The sequence below is a fragment of the Pseudomonas sp. BP6 genome (assembly GCF_017875935.1).
GTDB lineage: Bacteria > Pseudomonadota > Gammaproteobacteria > Pseudomonadales > Pseudomonadaceae > Aquipseudomonas > Aquipseudomonas putida_Y.
Genome location: NZ_JAGINI010000001.1, coordinates 2,185,498 through 2,201,197, shown reverse-complemented (window position 1 = coordinate 2,201,197; position 15,700 = coordinate 2,185,498). Strand labels below are relative to the sequence as shown.

At 60.7% G+C, this 15,700-nt stretch carries 15 protein-coding genes; 12 read left to right on the top strand and 3 right to left on the bottom strand.

Annotated features, from left to right (window positions below):
- Positions 1–100: 100 nt before the first annotated feature.
- Positions 101–1,087, top strand: coding sequence for a helix-turn-helix domain-containing protein (locus tag J3A98_RS10035; RefSeq protein WP_176684186.1), 987 nt, complete (start codon positions 101–103; stop codon positions 1,085–1,087).
- A 31-nt stretch (positions 1,088–1,118) separates the two neighbouring features.
- On the opposite strand, the gene J3A98_RS10030 is transcribed toward J3A98_RS10035, so the two are convergent.
- Complete coding sequence (locus J3A98_RS10030) at positions 1,119–2,285, bottom strand: N-acetylmuramoyl-L-alanine amidase (RefSeq protein WP_209965736.1); 1,167 nt, start codon at positions 2,283–2,285, stop codon at positions 1,119–1,121.
- Between the two features lie 129 nt (positions 2,286–2,414).
- Here J3A98_RS10030 and J3A98_RS10025 point away from each other — a divergent pair, with 129 nt between their 5' ends.
- The 3 genes from J3A98_RS10025 to folE2 are packed head-to-tail and all read left to right on the top strand — an operon-like array spanning position 2,415 to position 5,036.
- The gene (locus tag J3A98_RS10025; RefSeq protein WP_020190656.1) at positions 2,415–2,816 is read left to right on the top strand and encodes a Fur family transcriptional regulator; all 402 of its coding nucleotides are present in this window, start codon (positions 2,415–2,417) and stop codon (positions 2,814–2,816) included.
- Between the two features lie 46 nt (positions 2,817–2,862).
- Positions 2,863–4,080, top strand: coding sequence for a zinc metallochaperone GTPase ZigA (zigA, locus tag J3A98_RS10020; RefSeq protein ID WP_209965734.1), 1,218 nt, complete (start codon positions 2,863–2,865; stop codon positions 4,078–4,080).
- A gap of 50 nt (positions 4,081–4,130) precedes the next feature.
- Positions 4,131–5,036: a GTP cyclohydrolase FolE2 gene (gene folE2, locus J3A98_RS10015; RefSeq protein WP_209965731.1), complete on the top strand. Its 906-nt coding sequence runs from the start codon at positions 4,131–4,133 to the stop codon at positions 5,034–5,036.
- On the opposite strand, the gene J3A98_RS10010 is transcribed toward folE2, so the two are convergent.
- Together J3A98_RS10010 and J3A98_RS10005 are read right to left on the bottom strand one after the other, a co-directional pair.
- Positions 5,033–6,355: a cation:dicarboxylase symporter family transporter gene (locus J3A98_RS10010; protein WP_209965729.1), complete on the bottom strand. Its 1,323-nt coding sequence runs from the start codon at positions 6,353–6,355 to the stop codon at positions 5,033–5,035. The genes folE2 and J3A98_RS10010 overlap by 4 nt on opposite strands.
- Before the next feature lie 158 nt (positions 6,356–6,513).
- Positions 6,514–6,927 (bottom strand): VOC family protein, encoded by a 414-nt coding sequence (locus tag J3A98_RS10005; RefSeq protein ID WP_209965727.1) that lies wholly within the window; start codon positions 6,925–6,927, stop codon positions 6,514–6,516.
- Between the two features lie 101 nt (positions 6,928–7,028).
- Between J3A98_RS10005 and J3A98_RS10000 the strand changes: the two genes are divergently transcribed.
- The 8 genes from J3A98_RS10000 to J3A98_RS09965 all read left to right on the top strand — a co-directional run bounded on the left by J3A98_RS10000 (position 7,029) and on the right by J3A98_RS09965 (position 15,668).
- A complete protein-coding gene (locus J3A98_RS10000; RefSeq protein WP_209965724.1) occupies positions 7,029–7,901 on the top strand; it encodes a LysR family transcriptional regulator in 873 nt (290 codons plus the stop codon).
- A 31-nt stretch (positions 7,902–7,932) separates the two neighbouring features.
- Positions 7,933–9,216 (top strand): DUF2254 domain-containing protein, encoded by a 1,284-nt coding sequence (locus J3A98_RS09995; RefSeq protein ID WP_209965722.1) that lies wholly within the window; start codon positions 7,933–7,935, stop codon positions 9,214–9,216.
- 128 nt (positions 9,217–9,344) lie between these two features.
- A complete protein-coding gene (locus tag J3A98_RS09990) occupies positions 9,345–9,734 on the top strand; it encodes a DUF2946 family protein (RefSeq protein WP_209965719.1) in 390 nt (129 codons plus the stop codon).
- Positions 9,735–9,805: 71 nt separating this feature from the next.
- Positions 9,806–11,959, top strand: coding sequence for a TonB-dependent receptor (locus J3A98_RS09985; protein ID WP_129932988.1), 2,154 nt, complete (start codon positions 9,806–9,808; stop codon positions 11,957–11,959).
- 5 nt (positions 11,960–11,964) lie between these two features.
- On the top strand, positions 11,965–13,440 hold the full coding sequence (locus J3A98_RS09980; protein WP_339533541.1) for a PepSY domain-containing protein: 1,476 nt from the start codon (positions 11,965–11,967) through the stop codon (positions 13,438–13,440).
- A 306-nt stretch (positions 13,441–13,746) separates the two neighbouring features.
- Positions 13,747–14,037: a c-type cytochrome gene (locus J3A98_RS09975; RefSeq protein WP_010954210.1), complete on the top strand. Its 291-nt coding sequence runs from the start codon at positions 13,747–13,749 to the stop codon at positions 14,035–14,037.
- 127 nt (positions 14,038–14,164) lie between these two features.
- Complete coding sequence (locus J3A98_RS09970) at positions 14,165–14,545, top strand: DUF2946 family protein (RefSeq protein WP_209965716.1); 381 nt, start codon at positions 14,165–14,167, stop codon at positions 14,543–14,545.
- Between the two features lie 46 nt (positions 14,546–14,591).
- A complete protein-coding gene (locus J3A98_RS09965) occupies positions 14,592–15,668 on the top strand; it encodes a TonB-dependent receptor (RefSeq protein ID WP_348635619.1) in 1,077 nt (358 codons plus the stop codon).
- Positions 15,669–15,700 lie beyond the last annotated feature (32 nt).

The following is a 15,700-nucleotide window of genomic DNA, read 5'->3' as shown; positions in this document are numbered from 1 at the left end:
AAACATTAACCTGCGCGATTCCGTGCGCCAGACCACGCGGCCGAAAGTGGCCTGATCCGTACGAAATCTGTCCGCAAGCGCCCAAGGAGTTCGATTGCGAATGTTTGACGAAGCCACTTCTGAACGCAGGGTGCACATAGTCATCTACCCCGGTTTCAAATCAATCGAGGCGGTAGGTGCACTCACCGTTTTCGACTACGCCAACAAACGTCAGGCGGCCGAAGGGTTGCCTCCGACCTACAGCCTGCATCTGGTGGCACCACAACCCGGCTTGGTAGGTTCGGACACCTTGATCTCCCTGGAAGCCGAAGATCTTCGTACGAGTCCACGCCCTCATACCGCGTTGATTGTCGGCGCGCGTGACATTGGCACGGCGATTGCCGAGCAGCGGCTGATCGTCGACTGGTGCAGGCAGGCCGCATCTCGCATCAATCGGCTGGTAGGTGTTTGCTCGGGGGCATTTTTTCTTGCCCAAGCAGGGGTCGTAGACGGCCTGGATGTCACCACCCACTGGAGCGTCGCCAGTAAGCTGGCCAATGATTACCCCGCGGTCAATGTCAATTCCGATGCCATCTTCATCGAGCAAGGGCGAATATGGACGTGTGCTGGCGTTTCAGCTGCCATCGACCTGAGCCTGGCCTTGGTAGAACAGGACCTCGGCCAGGAAGTGGCCCTGCAAATTGCCCGCGAGCTGGTGGTATTCCTGAAGCGCCCGGGTGGCCAGTCGCAGTTCAGCCAGCACCTGGACAGCCAGATGACCCCGCACTCCGCGATCAGGCGCCTACGCTTATGGATCCTGCAAAATCTTGATCGCCCGCTGAGCCTGGAGGTACTCGCCGAACGCGCGAACATGAGCAGTCGAAACTTGCGCCGATTGTTCCACAAGGAATCGGGCTGCTCTCCCTTGGCATTCATCGAGCGCGCGCGGATGGAGAAGGCAAGGCGGTTACTGGTGGACGAGGACACTGCACTCAAGCGCATTGCCGACCAATGCGGTTTCGGCTCGGAAGAGCAGATGCGCCGGGTGTTCCAGCGCAACCTCAAGCTCACCCCACGGCGCTACCGGGAGCGATCCCGCGCACAATGATGCCTGTGCCATTGCAGGAACGCAGCGTGGATCACGCCTGCCTCCTGGCCGCGATCAGGCTGCCAGCCGGTGGTTTCTGGCGGAAGTAGCTGTCCAGCCCGGCGAATATCGCCTCCGCGACCTTGCGCTGATGACGGGCATCATGCAACCGCCGGCAATCTCCGGCATTGGAAATGAAACCGGTCTCGACCAGGATCGAGGGTACTGCCGCCGACTTGAGCACGGCGAAACCTGCCTGTTCCACCCGCGCTTGATGCAGGCCCGACACCTGCCCAAGCTGCGAGAGCACCTGATGCCCGAGATCCAGGCTGGTGGCGATCGTCGAGTTCATCGACATGTCCAGCAGCACGCCGGCGACCATGGGGTCGCGCACGCGCAGCTTGATCGGCAATCCCCCGGCGACCCTGTCGGCATCGTTTTCCCGCTGCGCCATCCAGCGCGCCATCGACGACGTCGCGCCCCCTTGCGACAAGGCGAACACCGATGCCCCAGACGCCGTGAGTCGCGGTGCAGCATCGGCATGCACCGAAACGAACAAGTCCGCGTTCAGCCGCTGAGCGAGTTCGGCGCGCTTGCGCAGCGGAATGAAGACATCGTCACTGCGTACCAAGCGTGCCTTGTAGCCTTTCTGTGCATCGATGCGCTTGGCCAGCAACTTGGCGATCTGTAACGCAACGCGCTTTTCCTGCTCGCCCTTGGCCCCTACTGCACCGGGATCTTTGCCACCATGCCCGGCATCTACCACGATCAACAGGTCGCGCTGTCGCGCCAAGGGCTTGGCAGCTACCGGCGCAACGCCCACCGGCGGCCCAGTGAGTACCCACTCCAGGCCATGCCTCCCGGTGCTGAGCGAGCGGACTTCGCCGCGCACTGCCGAGTCGGCCAGGTCCAGCACGATACGCAAGTCACCGGACGCGGTGATGCCACTGCGCACGGCTGTGACGGCAGTGCCGTCCAGGGCGAGATCGTTCAGTGACGCCTGCAGGCTGGCCTGAGGAAGATCAAGAACCAACCGCGGTGGCGCCGCGAGGCTGAAATGCTTCGCCGCCACCGGCCCGGTCAGCTCCAGCGACACCTTGGTGACGCTGCCCGACCGGCTCACCCAAACCCGTTTAACCGCCTGCCCGGCTTGCGCCGCAAGAGGCAGCGGCAATGCCAGGCATGCAAGCAGTAATTTCAGCACTCGGCGACGATCCATATGCACTCCCATTGACCTGCGAACCAGCGAAGCCTCGGGCAATTTCGCTAGCCATTTTATTATTGTTACTTTATAACATCCCGCATCCAGAACAAAATGAAGACTGCCCGCCAACGGAAGGAGACCTGCATGCAACTGACCAGCAATCAGCAACGTGTCCTGACGGCGCTTCAGCAAGCCGACAAGCCGCTCAGTGCCTACGCCATTCTGGACAGCCTGCGCAATGAAGGTGTCAGGGCGCCGACGCAGATCTACCGCGCGCTGGGCCACCTGGCCGAACAAGGGTTGATTCATCGGCTGGAGTCTTTGAACGCTTATGTCAGCTGCACCTGCCCAAGCCAGTGCGAAGCAGGTTTCAGAGCGTTCGCTATCTGCGACAGCTGCGGCCATGTCGATGAGTTCAACGTACCGCACCTGAACCAGGCCCTGGGGCACTGGATGAAACAGAACGTGTTTTCGCTGTGCAGCTCGGTCATCGAGCTGCACGGTAAATGCGCCGCCTGTACTCGCCGTGATGCAGGCGAGGACTGAGCAGAGCCGCACGCATGCGCACCACCCTTTATCATGAGGCCTCCCGATGAGCACCCCTGTCCCCCATACCAACGAAGCCGCGCGGCTGCCCGTCACTGTACTTTCCGGCTTCCTCGGAGCCGGCAAGACTACCCTGCTCAACCATATTCTGAACAACCGCGAAGGCCGGCGAGTCGCGGTGATCGTCAACGATATGAGCGATGTGAACATCGATGCCGCACTGATACGCGAGGGTGGCGCCGAGCTGTCACGCACCGACGAAAAGCTGGTGGAGATGAGCAATGGCTGCATTTGCTGCACCTTGCGCGAAGACCTCCTGCTCGAAGTGGACCGTCTGGCCAAAGAGGGTCGTTTCGACCAATTGGTCATCGAATCGACGGGCATCTCCGAGCCACTGCCGGTGGCGGAAACCTTCACCTTCGAAGGCGAGGACGGCCGTAGCCTCAGCGAAGTGGCACGCCTCGACACCATGGTCACCGTGGTCGATGCCTTCAATTTCCTGCGCGACTACAGCTCGCGCGACAGCCTGCAGGCACGCGGTGAATCGCTGGGCGAGGAAGACGTGCGCACCGTGGTCGACCTGCTGATCGAGCAAATCGAGTTCTGCGACGTCATCGTACTGAACAAGACCGACCTGATCAGTGGCGAAGAGCGCGATCGCCTGATGGCCATCCTCAATACCCTCAATCCAAGGGCGAAAGTCGAAATCGCCGAGTTCGGCAAGGTCGCGCTTGATCGCGTGCTGGACACCGGCCTGTTCGACTTCGACGAGGCCTCACGAGCGCCTGGCTGGCTACAGGAAATGCGCGGCACCCACACACCCGAAACGGAAGAATATGGCATCGCCAGCTTCGTCTACCGTGCCCGCCGACCTTTCCACCCTGACCGCTTCCATGCGCTGGTGGAAAGCGAATGGCCTGGGGTGGTGCGCTCCAAGGGTTACTTCTGGCTCGCCTGCGAGCCGTCCATGGCCGGCAACTGGTCCCAGGCCGGGGCCGTCGCGCGCCATGGCCCGGCAGGCTATTGGTGGGCGGCCGTTCCCGAGGAACATTGGCCGACCGACAGCGAATCGGTCCTGCACATCAGGTCGAAATGGCACGAGGACGTTGGCGATGCCCGCCAGGAGCTGGTGCTGATCGGTATGGAAATGGACGAGGCAGCGCTGCGGGCGCGTTTCGATGCCTGCCTGCTGACCGATGAGGAAATGGCCCAGGGACCGGAAGGCTGGATGAAGCTGACCAACCCCTTCCCCGGCTGGAACTGATTCAAACGCCTTGCTGCCACGTGCAAGGCTCCCACCACTGGATATACATGATGAGCTCAGCATTACCCGACGTTTCCGTCACCGACCTGGCCCCCAGCCTCAGCCCGCTGCAATGGGTCGGCATGCAGGGTATCGACCTGCCGGTAAGGATCCAAGAACCGACCTACCAGCGTGAGCTGCACGCCCGGGCGGATGTCCAGGTCGACCTGCCGGCACCGCATGTCAAAGGCATTCACATGTCCAGGCTGTATCGCCTGCTGGACGCCTGGGGGCAGGCCGCGGCGGTGTCGCCGGCAAGCCTCTTTGCGCTGTTGCAGGAGATGATCGACAGCCATCAGGATTGCGAAAGCCGCAATGCCAGGTTGCGCCTGGATTTCGACCTGCTGGTTCGCCGCCCTGCACTGGTGACCGAGGGCCTCTCTGGCTGGAAGTCGTACCCGGTTCACGTGCTCGCGACGAAGGTCGGCGGGGCGCTGAACCTGAGTATCGAGGTCAGGATCGGCTACTCCTCGACCTGCCCGTGCTCGGCCGCTCTCTCCCGGCAGTTGATTGAGGACGGCTTCCTGCGAACCTTCAAGGACCAGCCACTGCTCGAAGCCAGCGCCGTCGCGCAGTGGCTGCGCAGCAACGCGTCGCTGGCGACGCCGCATAGCCAACGCAGCGAAGCTCGAGTGCGCGTCACGGTGCCTGCCGATGCTCCGGATCTCGGGTTGCTGGCCTTGATCGACCAAGTCGAAGGCGCTTTGCGCACGCCGGTTCAGACCGCCGTGAAACGGGCTGACGAACAGGCTTTCGCAGCGCTCAACGGGCAGAACCTGATGTTCGTCGAGGACGCTGCGCGGCGCATACAGGTATGCCTTAGCGCTTATCGCGACACCCAGGTGCACGTCCGCCACCTGGAAAGCCTGCATCCGCACGACGCCTCGGCCTGGTCTACCCCGCAGGCCCCTGGCTAAGCCGGTTTGTCGACGGTTTCGACGAAAACGCTCGCAGCAACCGTCGTCGCCTGCGAACGCTCCTCGGCAGCTACCATCGGGGCAGCAGGCATCCGGTATTGGTTCTCCCACTTCGCCACCACCAGAGGCGCCAGTGCGTTGCCCAAGACATTCAGCGCCGTGATCGGCATGTCCATCAAGCGATAGACTCCAGCGATGAACGCAATACCTTCCACAGGCAGGCCGGCACTGGTCAGCGTAGCGGTCAAGATCACGAACATGGCCCCCGGGACGCCGGCTGCGCCCTTGGAGGTCAGCACCATGATGATGATCAGCATCGCCTGGTCAGCCAGGCTCAGGGGAATTTCATAGAGCTGCGCGATGAACAGCGTGCCGATGCCCACGAACAGCGATGCACCATCCAGATTGAAGGAATAACCCGTAGGAATAACCAACGTAGCAATCGAACGCGGCGCACCATAGGCCTCGACCTTTTCAATCAGCTGGGGCATGACAGTCGCCGAGGCGGCAGTACTGAACGCCAGGATCAACTCATCCTTGATCGCCTTGATCAGGTCGAAGATGTTGATCCCTGCAACCTTCGCTATGCCGCCCAGCACGACCACGCCGAACAGAATGACCGCGACGTAGGTGACGGCAATCAGTTTTGCCAGTGGCAGCAACGCAGAAAGCCCGAAGTTGGCGACCGTCACGCCGATCAGGCCAAAGATCCCGATGGGTGAGTAGTGCATCACGATATGCGTCACCTTGAACATCGTCGCGGAAATGGCATTGACTACCGCGATCAATGGCATTTTCTTCTCTTTGTCCAGAGCACTTAGCCCAAAGCCGAACATGACCGAGAAGAACAGGACAGGCAGCAGTTTTCCTTGCGCCATTGCAGCGACGATATTGTCCGGGATGATGTTGAGGATGACTTGACCAAACCCTGTGCTCTCCGAGGTAGAGGGAAGCGAGAGCGTTTGGGTATTTGCCAGGGTCGTCAAGTTGGCACCTACGCCTGGCTGCGCGAGATTGCCAACCAACAAGCCGCACACAATTGCGATGCTGGTCACGACGAAGAAGTAGAACAAGGCTTTAACCCCTACCCGCCCTATCGCCTTGCTATCACCATTGCCTGCGATCGCGCCGACCATGCACGCGAACACGAGGGGTATGACAATCATCTTCATCATCTTGATGAAAATATCGCCGGCGGGTTGCAAAAGGCTGCTGATTACCCAGGCTTTGTACTCGGGAAAGAAATTGAGAAGTGCCCCCACTACAACCCCGAGCACAAGCCCTAAAATAATTCTAGTCACCAGACTAGTCTTTGCCATACGTCCTCCAGTTATTATAATTTGGACTGTACATTGGCCGGCAAAAATGCCAAACACTTCGTTGGAACCTGTTATTTTTATTGAAGGGCCACTCACCGATACACGCCTCTTATCTCACGCAGACAAAGCGGGAGGCGCGTCCCGGACGATTATGCCAATCAGGTGGCAAATACACCTTCAAAGTCCTTGAACCCTTTGATCTCGATCGGGTTGCCACTGGGGTCCAGGAAAAACATCGTTCGCTGCTCCCCAGGTTGGCCAGGGAATCGTACAACCGGCGGTATGTCGAACTGCACACCATGAAACGCCAGGCGGTCTGCCATCGCGAACCAGTCATCCAGATGCAGCACCAAGCCGATATGCGGCATCAACACTTCATGGTCGCCGACTTTACCAGTACGGGTCGTTGGAAAAGGAACACCTTTGTGAAGCGAAATCTGGTGACCGAAGAAATCGTAATCCACATAAGTTTCACTCGCGCGGCCTTCTTTGCAGCCGAGAATGTCACCGTAGAAGTTACGAGATGCTTCGAGATCTGTAACATGGTATGAAACATGAAATAACGATTTCATAACTAACCTCTTGGGTTTCTGATAGAACTTTTGGGGAGGTTAACGTAGCCTCGCACACGTGCTAAAGCGCATTTTTCCATCTCTCAGCGAAAGGAAATGTTTTGGACACTCGATTTCTCGAAAGCCTGATGGCAGTAATAGAAACTGGCTCGATTGCAGCGGCGGCTCGACGGGAAAACCTGACAGCACCTGCAGTCAGCCAACGTATACAAGCACTCGAGAAATCGCTGGCGTGCGAACTCCTGAACCGCAGCGCACATGCTGTCGAACCGACCGAGAAATGCCTGTCGTTGTTGCCGAAAATTCGAGATCTGATCCAGGGGGCAGCAGAGCTGAAAGAAGATCTGGACACCAGTTGCCTATCCGGTTATCTCAAGATCGGCGCGATTTCTACGGCGTTGACAGGCATATTGCCGGATGCCATGAATCAGCTATCAAGCATTGCCCCGCAATTAAGGCTGCGCATCACGCCAGGGGACTCGCGCAGTCTTTACGAACACGTGGCTTCCGGAGCGCTTGATGCGGGAATCATGGTATGTCCGCCCTTCACTGTCCCTAAAACCTTGCGTATGCAGGTGCTTCGAGAAGAACCCCTGATGCTTTTGACCAAAGACCCCATTGACAAAAGCGACGTCCGCTCGACGATTCTTGGGCGAAACCTGATTCGATATGACTCAAATGCCTGGGGTGGGCAGATTGCACAGCAATACCTGGATGACAATAACCTGCAGCCCGACGTGCTGTGTAATCTGGATGCGCTAGATGCAATCCACATCATGGTCGCAAAAGGCATGGGGGCTTCTGTTGTCCCGTACTGGGCGGGATTGAAGACTGACGACGTACATGCAACACCCGTGTCGGAGGCTGACAGCTACATGCGCCAGGTCGTCCTGCTTTACAAGTCCACCCCCAGAAGGCCTAAAGCTGTGGAGGTATTGAAGGAACAGCTTATGAATAACTGCAACTTCCCATAAGGGCCTACACTCTCGGCAACAGGAGGTCTTCATGATAGCTCGCTGGCGTTGGTTGGCTACGAGAATTGCCAAGCGTCTCTGGTTCAGAGCAACGCTTTTCTCCCTGTTGGGAGTGGTTACAGCGTTGGTGGCCGTGGTGCTCAAGGATGCGGTCCCCGTCACCTTGCCTGCCCGTATCGGTGCAGATGCGGTTGACAAGATATTGGGCATCATCGCCTCGAGCATGCTTGCCGTCACGACGTTTTCGCTGAGCACAATGGTCTCGGCCTACAGTGCCGCCAGCAGTGGTGTAACCCCGCGCGCCACTTCGTTGGTCATGGAGGACGCCACGACCCAGAACGCTCTGGCCACTTTTATCGGGTCCTTTCTCTTCAGCCTCGTCGGTATCATTGCACTGAGCACCGGAGCCTACGGTACACAAGGTCGTGTAGTGCTTTTCACCGTGACGATTGCGGTTGTGGTTCTGATCATCTACACCTTGCTGCGCTGGATTGATCACCTCTCCAAACTAGGGCGCGTGGGCGAGACGATCGACCGCGTCGAAAAAGCTGTGATCAAAGCCATCGAGCAGCGTGTTGAACACCCCTATCTGGGCGGTGCAGCCTACCCGCCTGACCTCAAGCTTGCTGGGGTAGCCCATGAAGTGAAAAGCGGCCAGACAGGCTATGTACAGCACATTGATGTCCTTACGCTAAACAAGATTGCGACGGACACCAAGATTCGAATTTATCTCGAAGTCCTGCCTGGCACCTTTGTCCATGAGGGTATGGTGGTGGCACGGGCCGTGGCCGTGAATGGCGAGCCGCTCGATGACAATGGCGCGCTGGACCTCGAGATTTTCGCTGCCGTGACCATCGGCCTCAGGAGAACGTTCGAGCATGACCCGCGCTTCGGGCTTTCGGTGCTGTCAGAGATCGCCTCGCGAGCGCTGTCCCCTGCGGTAAATGATCCCGGTACAGTCATCGACATCATTGGCCGCGGCATTCGCTGCCTGACGTGTTGGGGGAAACTGCATCCCGTAGCGCAAAGCACGGATAACGAATGCCCGCAGGTCTATGTTCATGCACTGCTGGCGGATGACCTGTTTGACGATTTTTTTGCACCGATCAGCCGGGACGGCGCGGCTTTACAAGAGGTCAATCTGCGCTTGATCAAAGCCCTTGTCAGCCTGGCGCACATCAACCCCCGTGCATTTCAACCCGCCTGCAGCCGGCATGCCGCGCGATTGCTTGCGCACGCGGGCAATGGGCTTGTGCTGCAACAGGACAAGGACGAACTCCGCGCTCTCGCTGCCGAACTCATAGGTGTTCAATAAGTCTCGTGCGCCTGTACCCGATTGAATGTTCGCGCTTGAAAAATCACCCTGTTCAGATGCTTCAGAAGATGTAGAATCCGTCGCCAACCTCCAAACCCGATCATTCAGTTGTCACGCCGAGTCCCGCCATGAAGCTGGCCCAACACACACGATCACATGTCGCCTGGGTGCTGTATTTCAGCATCCTGTTCGGCTCGTTGTTGTGCGCCATGGGCCATGGGCAAATGGCCGGGTTGCGCCTGGCTGGCATGGATAACGCCGCCTGGTGTACGGCCGACAGCAGCGGCATGTTCCAAGGTGAGCAAGACTTCAGCGACGCGACCCTGCCTGCCGGCGGTGACTGCGTCATCGCCAGCCTGTTCAGCGCCACGCTGCTGGCCGTATTTTTCGGCTTGCTGACCCTGCTCGCCGGAGAGCCGGGCAGCCCCTTACCCAGCCAACCTCCGCCACGCCTGCCCAAGCAGCGTTGGCCACTGGTCAATCCCCGCGCCTCTCCTGCTTCGCTTCTCACGTTCTGACATCGCCACGTCCCCCTGCCGCTTGATCGGCAACTGGCGTGTGCTCACCGATTTCAGCCAGGAAGCCTTGCATGTTCCGCATGACCACTTTGGCGCTGCTCGTTGGCAGCGCAACCTGTGCCTGGGCGCAGGATGACACCCTGACCCTGCCAGCCAGCAATGTCACGGCCACAGCCAATCAACCCAAGGAGGCAACCAGCCTTGACCTTGATCGCCCCATCGAAAGCGGCTCGCGGCTGAACCTCAGCGCCAGGGAGAACCCCGCTTCCATCAGCGTTGCCGACCGCAAGACCATGGAGCGCATCGGCGCACGTAACTTCCAGGACGCCGCCAATGCACTGCCCGGGGTTAACGCCTCGGCTCCGCCCGGCTGGGGCGGATATGTGTCGTACCGAGGGTTCAACGGTGCCCAGATCAGCCAGTTGTTCAATGGCATCAATTTGCAGTATGGCGGCGCGGCGCGCCCGGTGGGCGCCTGGATCTACGACCGCGTCGAATTGCTCGGCGGGCCATCCTCATTCCTCAACGGCAGCGGCGCTGTCGGTGGCAGCCTCAATTTCATCACCCGGCTGGCAAGCCGTGACGAAGACACCTTCGAAGGGCGCGTCAGTTATGCACGCTACGACACCATGGAAACGTCGGTCGCCTTCAACAAGGCGCTGAACACGGGCGACGGCCCGCGCCACTATGCCCGCCTCGACTACAGCCGCACCAGTACCAACGGCTATATCGATCGGCAGGAGAATGGGGCCGGCAACCTGGCTTTCTCGCTGCTTAGCGACATCAACGATCAGCTCTCGCACACGCTGGCCATCGAATACCTGGAAGAGCAAGAGGACAGCCCCTACTGGGGCACACCGGTATTGCAGCCACTGGTCGGTACCTTGCACATCGACAAGCACAACCGTTTCAACAACTACAATGTCGAAGACGGTCGCTACGAGCAGCGCACACGGTGGCTGCGCTCGATCACCGACTACCGCTTCGACGACAACACCCAACTGCGTAATACCTTCTACCACTACAACGGCCAGCGCGATTACCGCAATCTCGAGGTGTATCGCTACAACGCCGACAACAGCGCCATCGCTCGCTCGGGCGGCTATCGCCAGCGGCACGACCAGGAGGTCAACGGCGACAAGCTCGAGCTGACCCACCAGGGCCAGTTGTTCGGCCTGGCCAGCGACTGGGCGTTCGGCATGGACTACAGCACCAACCAGCAAACCAACTACCCGCTGTCCAAGGGGGCATTCGACACGGTTGACCCGAACGGCTTCGAACCCGGGCACTTCCTCGATATCCCCGGTATGGACGCGCCCATGACCAAGGGCAGAACCACCACCACCGACACCACCTCGGCCTTCGTCGAGAACCGTACCCGCCTGACCGATCAACTGTCGTTGATCACCGCGTTGCGCTACGACCATATCGACTTCGACGTGGTCGACCATGTGGCGCGAGCCAGGCTGGACCGACGCTGGGACGCCATCACCGGTCGCCTGGGCCTGGTCTATGACCTGACCTCCAACGTCAGCCTGTACACCCAATACAGCACCTCGGCCGAACCACCAGGCGGTACCCTGACCAGCGCCTCGATCAGCCAGGTCGGCGACTTCGACCTGAGCACCGGCCGTCAGGTCGAAGTAGGCAGCAAGTTCGACTTCCTCGACGGCCGCGGCTCGGCCACGGCAGCGGCGTATCGCATCGTGCGCAAAGATATCTCCGTGCCCTCCTCGACCGTGCCCAACACCACCGAGCAGGCGGGCCAGCAGACCTCCACCGGCATCGAGCTGGCAGCCTCGTTCAAGGTCACGCCCAAGCTGCTGGCGGCAGGCAACTTCAGTTGGGTGAATGCCGAATACGATGAATTCAACGAGACCATCGGCGGCGTGGTGTACTCGCGCAAGGGCAAGAACCCGGTCAACATCCCCGACCGCGTGGCCAACCTCTGGTTGACCTACGACCTGGCGCCCGGCTGGCAGGTCGGGGCCGATGCCCGCTATGTCTCATCGGTGTACGCCAACACCGCCAACACCGCATGGGTACCGTCGTACACCGTCTACGGGCTGTCCATGACCCACGACCTGGACAAGCACGTGCAAGTCAGCGCGCGGCTGCGCAACCTCACCGACGAGGTGTATGCCCGCTTCATCCACCAGACCAACACCCAGTACTACCTGGGTGAACCGCGCAGCCTCGAAGTCGCTGTGCAGTGGCGCTACTGATGAGCGTGAAGCGCCAGCTGTACCTGTGGCACCGCTGGCTGGGCATCGTCGCCTGCCTGTTCATGGCGCTGTGGTTCGTCTCCGGGGTGGTCATGCTGTACGTCGGCTACCCCAAGCTGACACCGGCTGAGCGCCTCGCCCACCTGCCGGCTTTGCCGGCGGGGTGCTGCGCCGAGTTGCCCGAGCATTGGGCGCAACAGCCGCTGAAGGCGCTGCGCCTGACCAGCCTGGGCGGGCGCGCGCACTACCTGCTGGAACTGGCCGACGGTCGTCGCGTCATCCTCGATGCCGCCAGCGGCGAACCTCTGGCTCGGGCCGACGCAGCCTGGGCCCTGGCCAATGCCCGGCAGTATGCTGGTGACGCTGGGTTGGCTTACCTGGGCACCGTGGACGAGGACATGTGGACCCACTCCAGGGCATTGGATGGCGACCGCCCCTTGCATTATGTGCAGGTAGACGATACAGCCGGCACCTGGCTGTACCTGTCCAGCCGCACCGGCGAAGTGGTGCGTGACGCCACCGCCCAGGAGCGTGCCTGGAACTGGGTCGGTGCATGGCTGCATTGGCTCTATCCGCTACGGGGCGGGTTCGGCTTCGACAACGGCTGGCGTACCCTGGTGATCGGCCTGTCCCTGGGCGCAACGGTCATGGCGCTCCTGGGCATGACCGTTGGCATACTGCGCCTGCGGCTGCGCAAGCGCTATCGCAGCGGCTCGTGCAGCCCCTACTCTGGCGGCTGGCTGCGCTGGCACCATATTGGCGGGCTACTGTTCGGCACGGTGCTGGTGCTGTGGGTATTCAGCGGTCTCATGTCGATGCGCCCCTGGGGTGTGACCGACAGTCGTTCGCAGCTGGCCCCCCAGGCGCTACGTCAGGGGCCGCTACGCGCGATGGATATCGGCCAGACGGTTGCCCAGGCCATGGCCAGCCTGGGCCGGGAGCCTGGGTTCAACCCTGTCGAAATCCAGTGGCAACGCCTGGGCGGCGACACCTTCCTGGTTGCCCGCAATGCCGCCGGCGATAGCCGGATTCTGGAAGCCGGCGCGCCGCCGGCGCGGGCATTGTCAGAACAACGCTTGCTGACAGCAGCCCGTGCGATGGCGGCAGGCGTCGAGGTACAGGCCAACTGGCAAGGGCACTATGACGCCTACTATTTCACCCGTGACGCCCAGAGCATGTACGGCTTCCAGAGCCGCCCACTGCCGGTACTGCGCCTGCGCTTCAACGACCCTGCCAGCACGTGGGTCTACCTCGACCCGGCCAGTGCAGAAGTGGTAGCCAGCCACGACGCCAGGCAACGCACCGGTCGCTGGCTGTTCAACCTGTTGCACAGCTGGGATCTGCAGCCACTGCTGCAAAGGCCGGTGTTACGCGAAGGCCTGATCATCGCCTTGAGCATCGGCGGTCTGGTGGTTTCACTCAGCGGCGTCGTACTAGGCTGGCGAAGGCTACGCAGAATGACCACTCGAGTTCGCGGTTGAGCCTCCTTTCGTGTTTGGCAGCGGCCTGAGCGATTGCCGCTGATCACTGAAAAAACAAAAGCCGGGACGGTAATGCGCCCCGGCTTTTGTTTGACCCGATGAAAACCCTGCCAAGAGTAAAACACCGGATCAACTTCAACGTAGCACGGCACCTGCAAGCCGCCACCCTGCGACAGTTCGCCGCACCCCGCCAGCCAGACCGGTAGATGAAGCCCTGACATCGCACATGCGTCAGAACGTCGCACCTGACAGGGATAACCACGCTCTTAGACTCTGCCTTCCAATAAAAAACCTGAGAGGTCGGTCATGAAGAAAACACTGGCAATGCTTGCTTGCCTGGCAACCGCCAGCCTGGCTCAAGCAGCCCAGGACCCGGAGGCGGTCTTCAACCGCGCCTGCCAGATGTGCCACAACGGGCAATTGCCAATGGCGCCGAAGAAAGGTGACCACGAGGCCTGGAAGCCACGGCTGGCCCAAGGCAACGATGTTCTGGTGAAGCACGTCACCGAAGGCTTCAACGCCATGCCGCCGCGCGGCCTGTGCATGGACTGCACCGCCGACGATTACAAGGCCGTAATCGACTACATGTCCAAGTGATTCGTGCGCCAGGGACGCGCCAGATACTGTGCGCCCCTGGCAACCTGGTCGCACCTAACCATGATGGGCGGCGTTGCTGGACTCGCGCCTCGCCATTTTCAATCACAGCGAACACCGGGCAAAGGATATGCATCGAGCAGCAGGACGTCGCCGCGCACTCAGCTGGGGGATCTACGCCTGCGTGTTGTTCGCAGTGCTGCATTGCGGCATAGGGCATGGTCAGGCCAGCGGCTTGATGCTCAACGGTGCAGGTGGCACTTTTTGTAGCCACTTAGCGACTGCAGCCAGCGCGGTCAGTTTCGACAAAGGGCTCGGCTCCGCCTTGGCTGGCGTATCCACCATCGATTGCCCGCTGTGCAACCATGCGGGCTTGGCCATCACCCTGCAGCTGCTGGGCGTGGCATTCGCCCGACAAGCCTGCAAGCCCTTACTTCCCATCTTCCCCGCCACCTGGCCTCGCCTACGCTGGCCTGCAGCCAATCCCCGTGCCTCCCCCGCCCTGCCCTGAATCAGCCCGATAGCCGCACCACGCCCTTGGCGCCTATTCACATGGGGTGTCGCCGAGTGCGCGGACCACGGCTCGCCTTGCAACTTTTGCATTCAGGAATACCCAGAGCAATGAAGAACAAGACAATCTCAGTGATTTCACCCTGCAGGGCATTCGCTGGGAAGAGCAGCTGCGCCCCTGGCAAGGCGGCGAAGTGGCCTTGGGCCTGGACATCGACGAGAGCAAGGGCGAAGTCCACTTCAAACGCATCGCCCCGGCGCCACAAGCGAAGTTCGACGCGCCCACCCTGCGCGTGACATCGCCGCACGTCGCCGTCAGCCATGCCTTTGCCCTCAACGACACCTGGACCCTGACCCCGTCGACCGGCGTACGCACGTATGAGCACAACGTGTTCGACAACGCCACCGCCCCGCACGCAGGCCTGCTGCTGTCGTCGAACAATGTCGAGTTCCGCGCCAACGCCTCGCGCGGCATCAACTACCCCGGCCTGGAAGCTTCGGTGATGTCGAGCCTGATTCCGGCGCTCGGCGAAACCTGGAAAGACCTCAAGCCCGAGAAAGTCGACCACCAGGAACTGGGCGTGCGCTTCAACCCGATCGACAGCGCCACCCTCGACCTGGCGGTGTTCAAGGACAAGCTGCAGGACCGCTACCTGTTTGCCTTCCCACCGTCGGTGTCGCGCCCGTCGTATATCAACCTGGGTGATTACAACATCAAGGGCGCCGAAGCCACCTGGCAGCAACGCTGGACCAGCAACTGGAGCAGCTTCGTCGGGTTCACCTGGCTCGACCCTTCGCTCAAGACCCTGCCCTACGCACCGCAGAAATCGCTGTCGCTGGGCACCACCTACGAAACCGGGCCGTGGCGCCTGTCGGCTGATGCGCAGTACCAGAAAGACATGTACGTGCTGGCCGAGGAACGCTCCGCCGGCGCCAGCAACTTCTCCAAGGTCGACAGCTTCACCGTGGTCAACATGCGCGTAGGTTATGCCGTACCCGCACTGGGCAAGGTCGGCGAAGTGTTCGTCGCCGTGGAAAACCTGTTCGACCGTGACTACGCCTACCGCACCAACTACCCGATGCCCGGCACTTCGGCGCAACTGGGTGTGAAGATGGGCTTCTGAGCCCTCCCCTGACGCTGCCGGCCTGCACCGGC

Coding starts and splice junctions, on each gene's coding strand:
- folE2 (WP_209965731.1), top strand. CDS start 4,131: ATGAGCTCAGCATTACCCGACGTTTCCGTCACCGACCTGGCCCCCAGC.
- J3A98_RS09985 (WP_129932988.1), top strand. CDS start 9,806: ATGTTCCGCATGACCACTTTGGCGCTGCTCGTTGGCAGCGCAACCTGT.
- J3A98_RS09990 (WP_209965719.1), top strand. CDS start 9,345: ATGAAGCTGGCCCAACACACACGATCACATGTCGCCTGGGTGCTGTAT.
- J3A98_RS10030 (WP_209965736.1), bottom strand. CDS start 2,285: ATGGATCGTCGCCGAGTGCTGAAATTACTGCTTGCATGCCTGGCATTG.
- J3A98_RS10035 (WP_176684186.1), top strand. CDS start 101: ATGTTTGACGAAGCCACTTCTGAACGCAGGGTGCACATAGTCATCTAC.
- J3A98_RS09975 (WP_010954210.1), top strand. CDS start 13,747: ATGAAGAAAACACTGGCAATGCTTGCTTGCCTGGCAACCGCCAGCCTG.
- J3A98_RS10025 (WP_020190656.1), top strand. CDS start 2,415: ATGCAACTGACCAGCAATCAGCAACGTGTCCTGACGGCGCTTCAGCAA.
- J3A98_RS09970 (WP_209965716.1), top strand. CDS start 14,165: ATGCATCGAGCAGCAGGACGTCGCCGCGCACTCAGCTGGGGGATCTAC.
- J3A98_RS09995 (WP_209965722.1), top strand. CDS start 7,933: ATGATAGCTCGCTGGCGTTGGTTGGCTACGAGAATTGCCAAGCGTCTC.
- J3A98_RS10005 (WP_209965727.1), bottom strand. CDS start 6,927: ATGAAATCGTTATTTCATGTTTCATACCATGTTACAGATCTCGAAGCA.
- J3A98_RS10010 (WP_209965729.1), bottom strand. CDS start 6,355: ATGGCAAAGACTAGTCTGGTGACTAGAATTATTTTAGGGCTTGTGCTC.
- zigA (WP_209965734.1), top strand. CDS start 2,863: ATGAGCACCCCTGTCCCCCATACCAACGAAGCCGCGCGGCTGCCCGTC.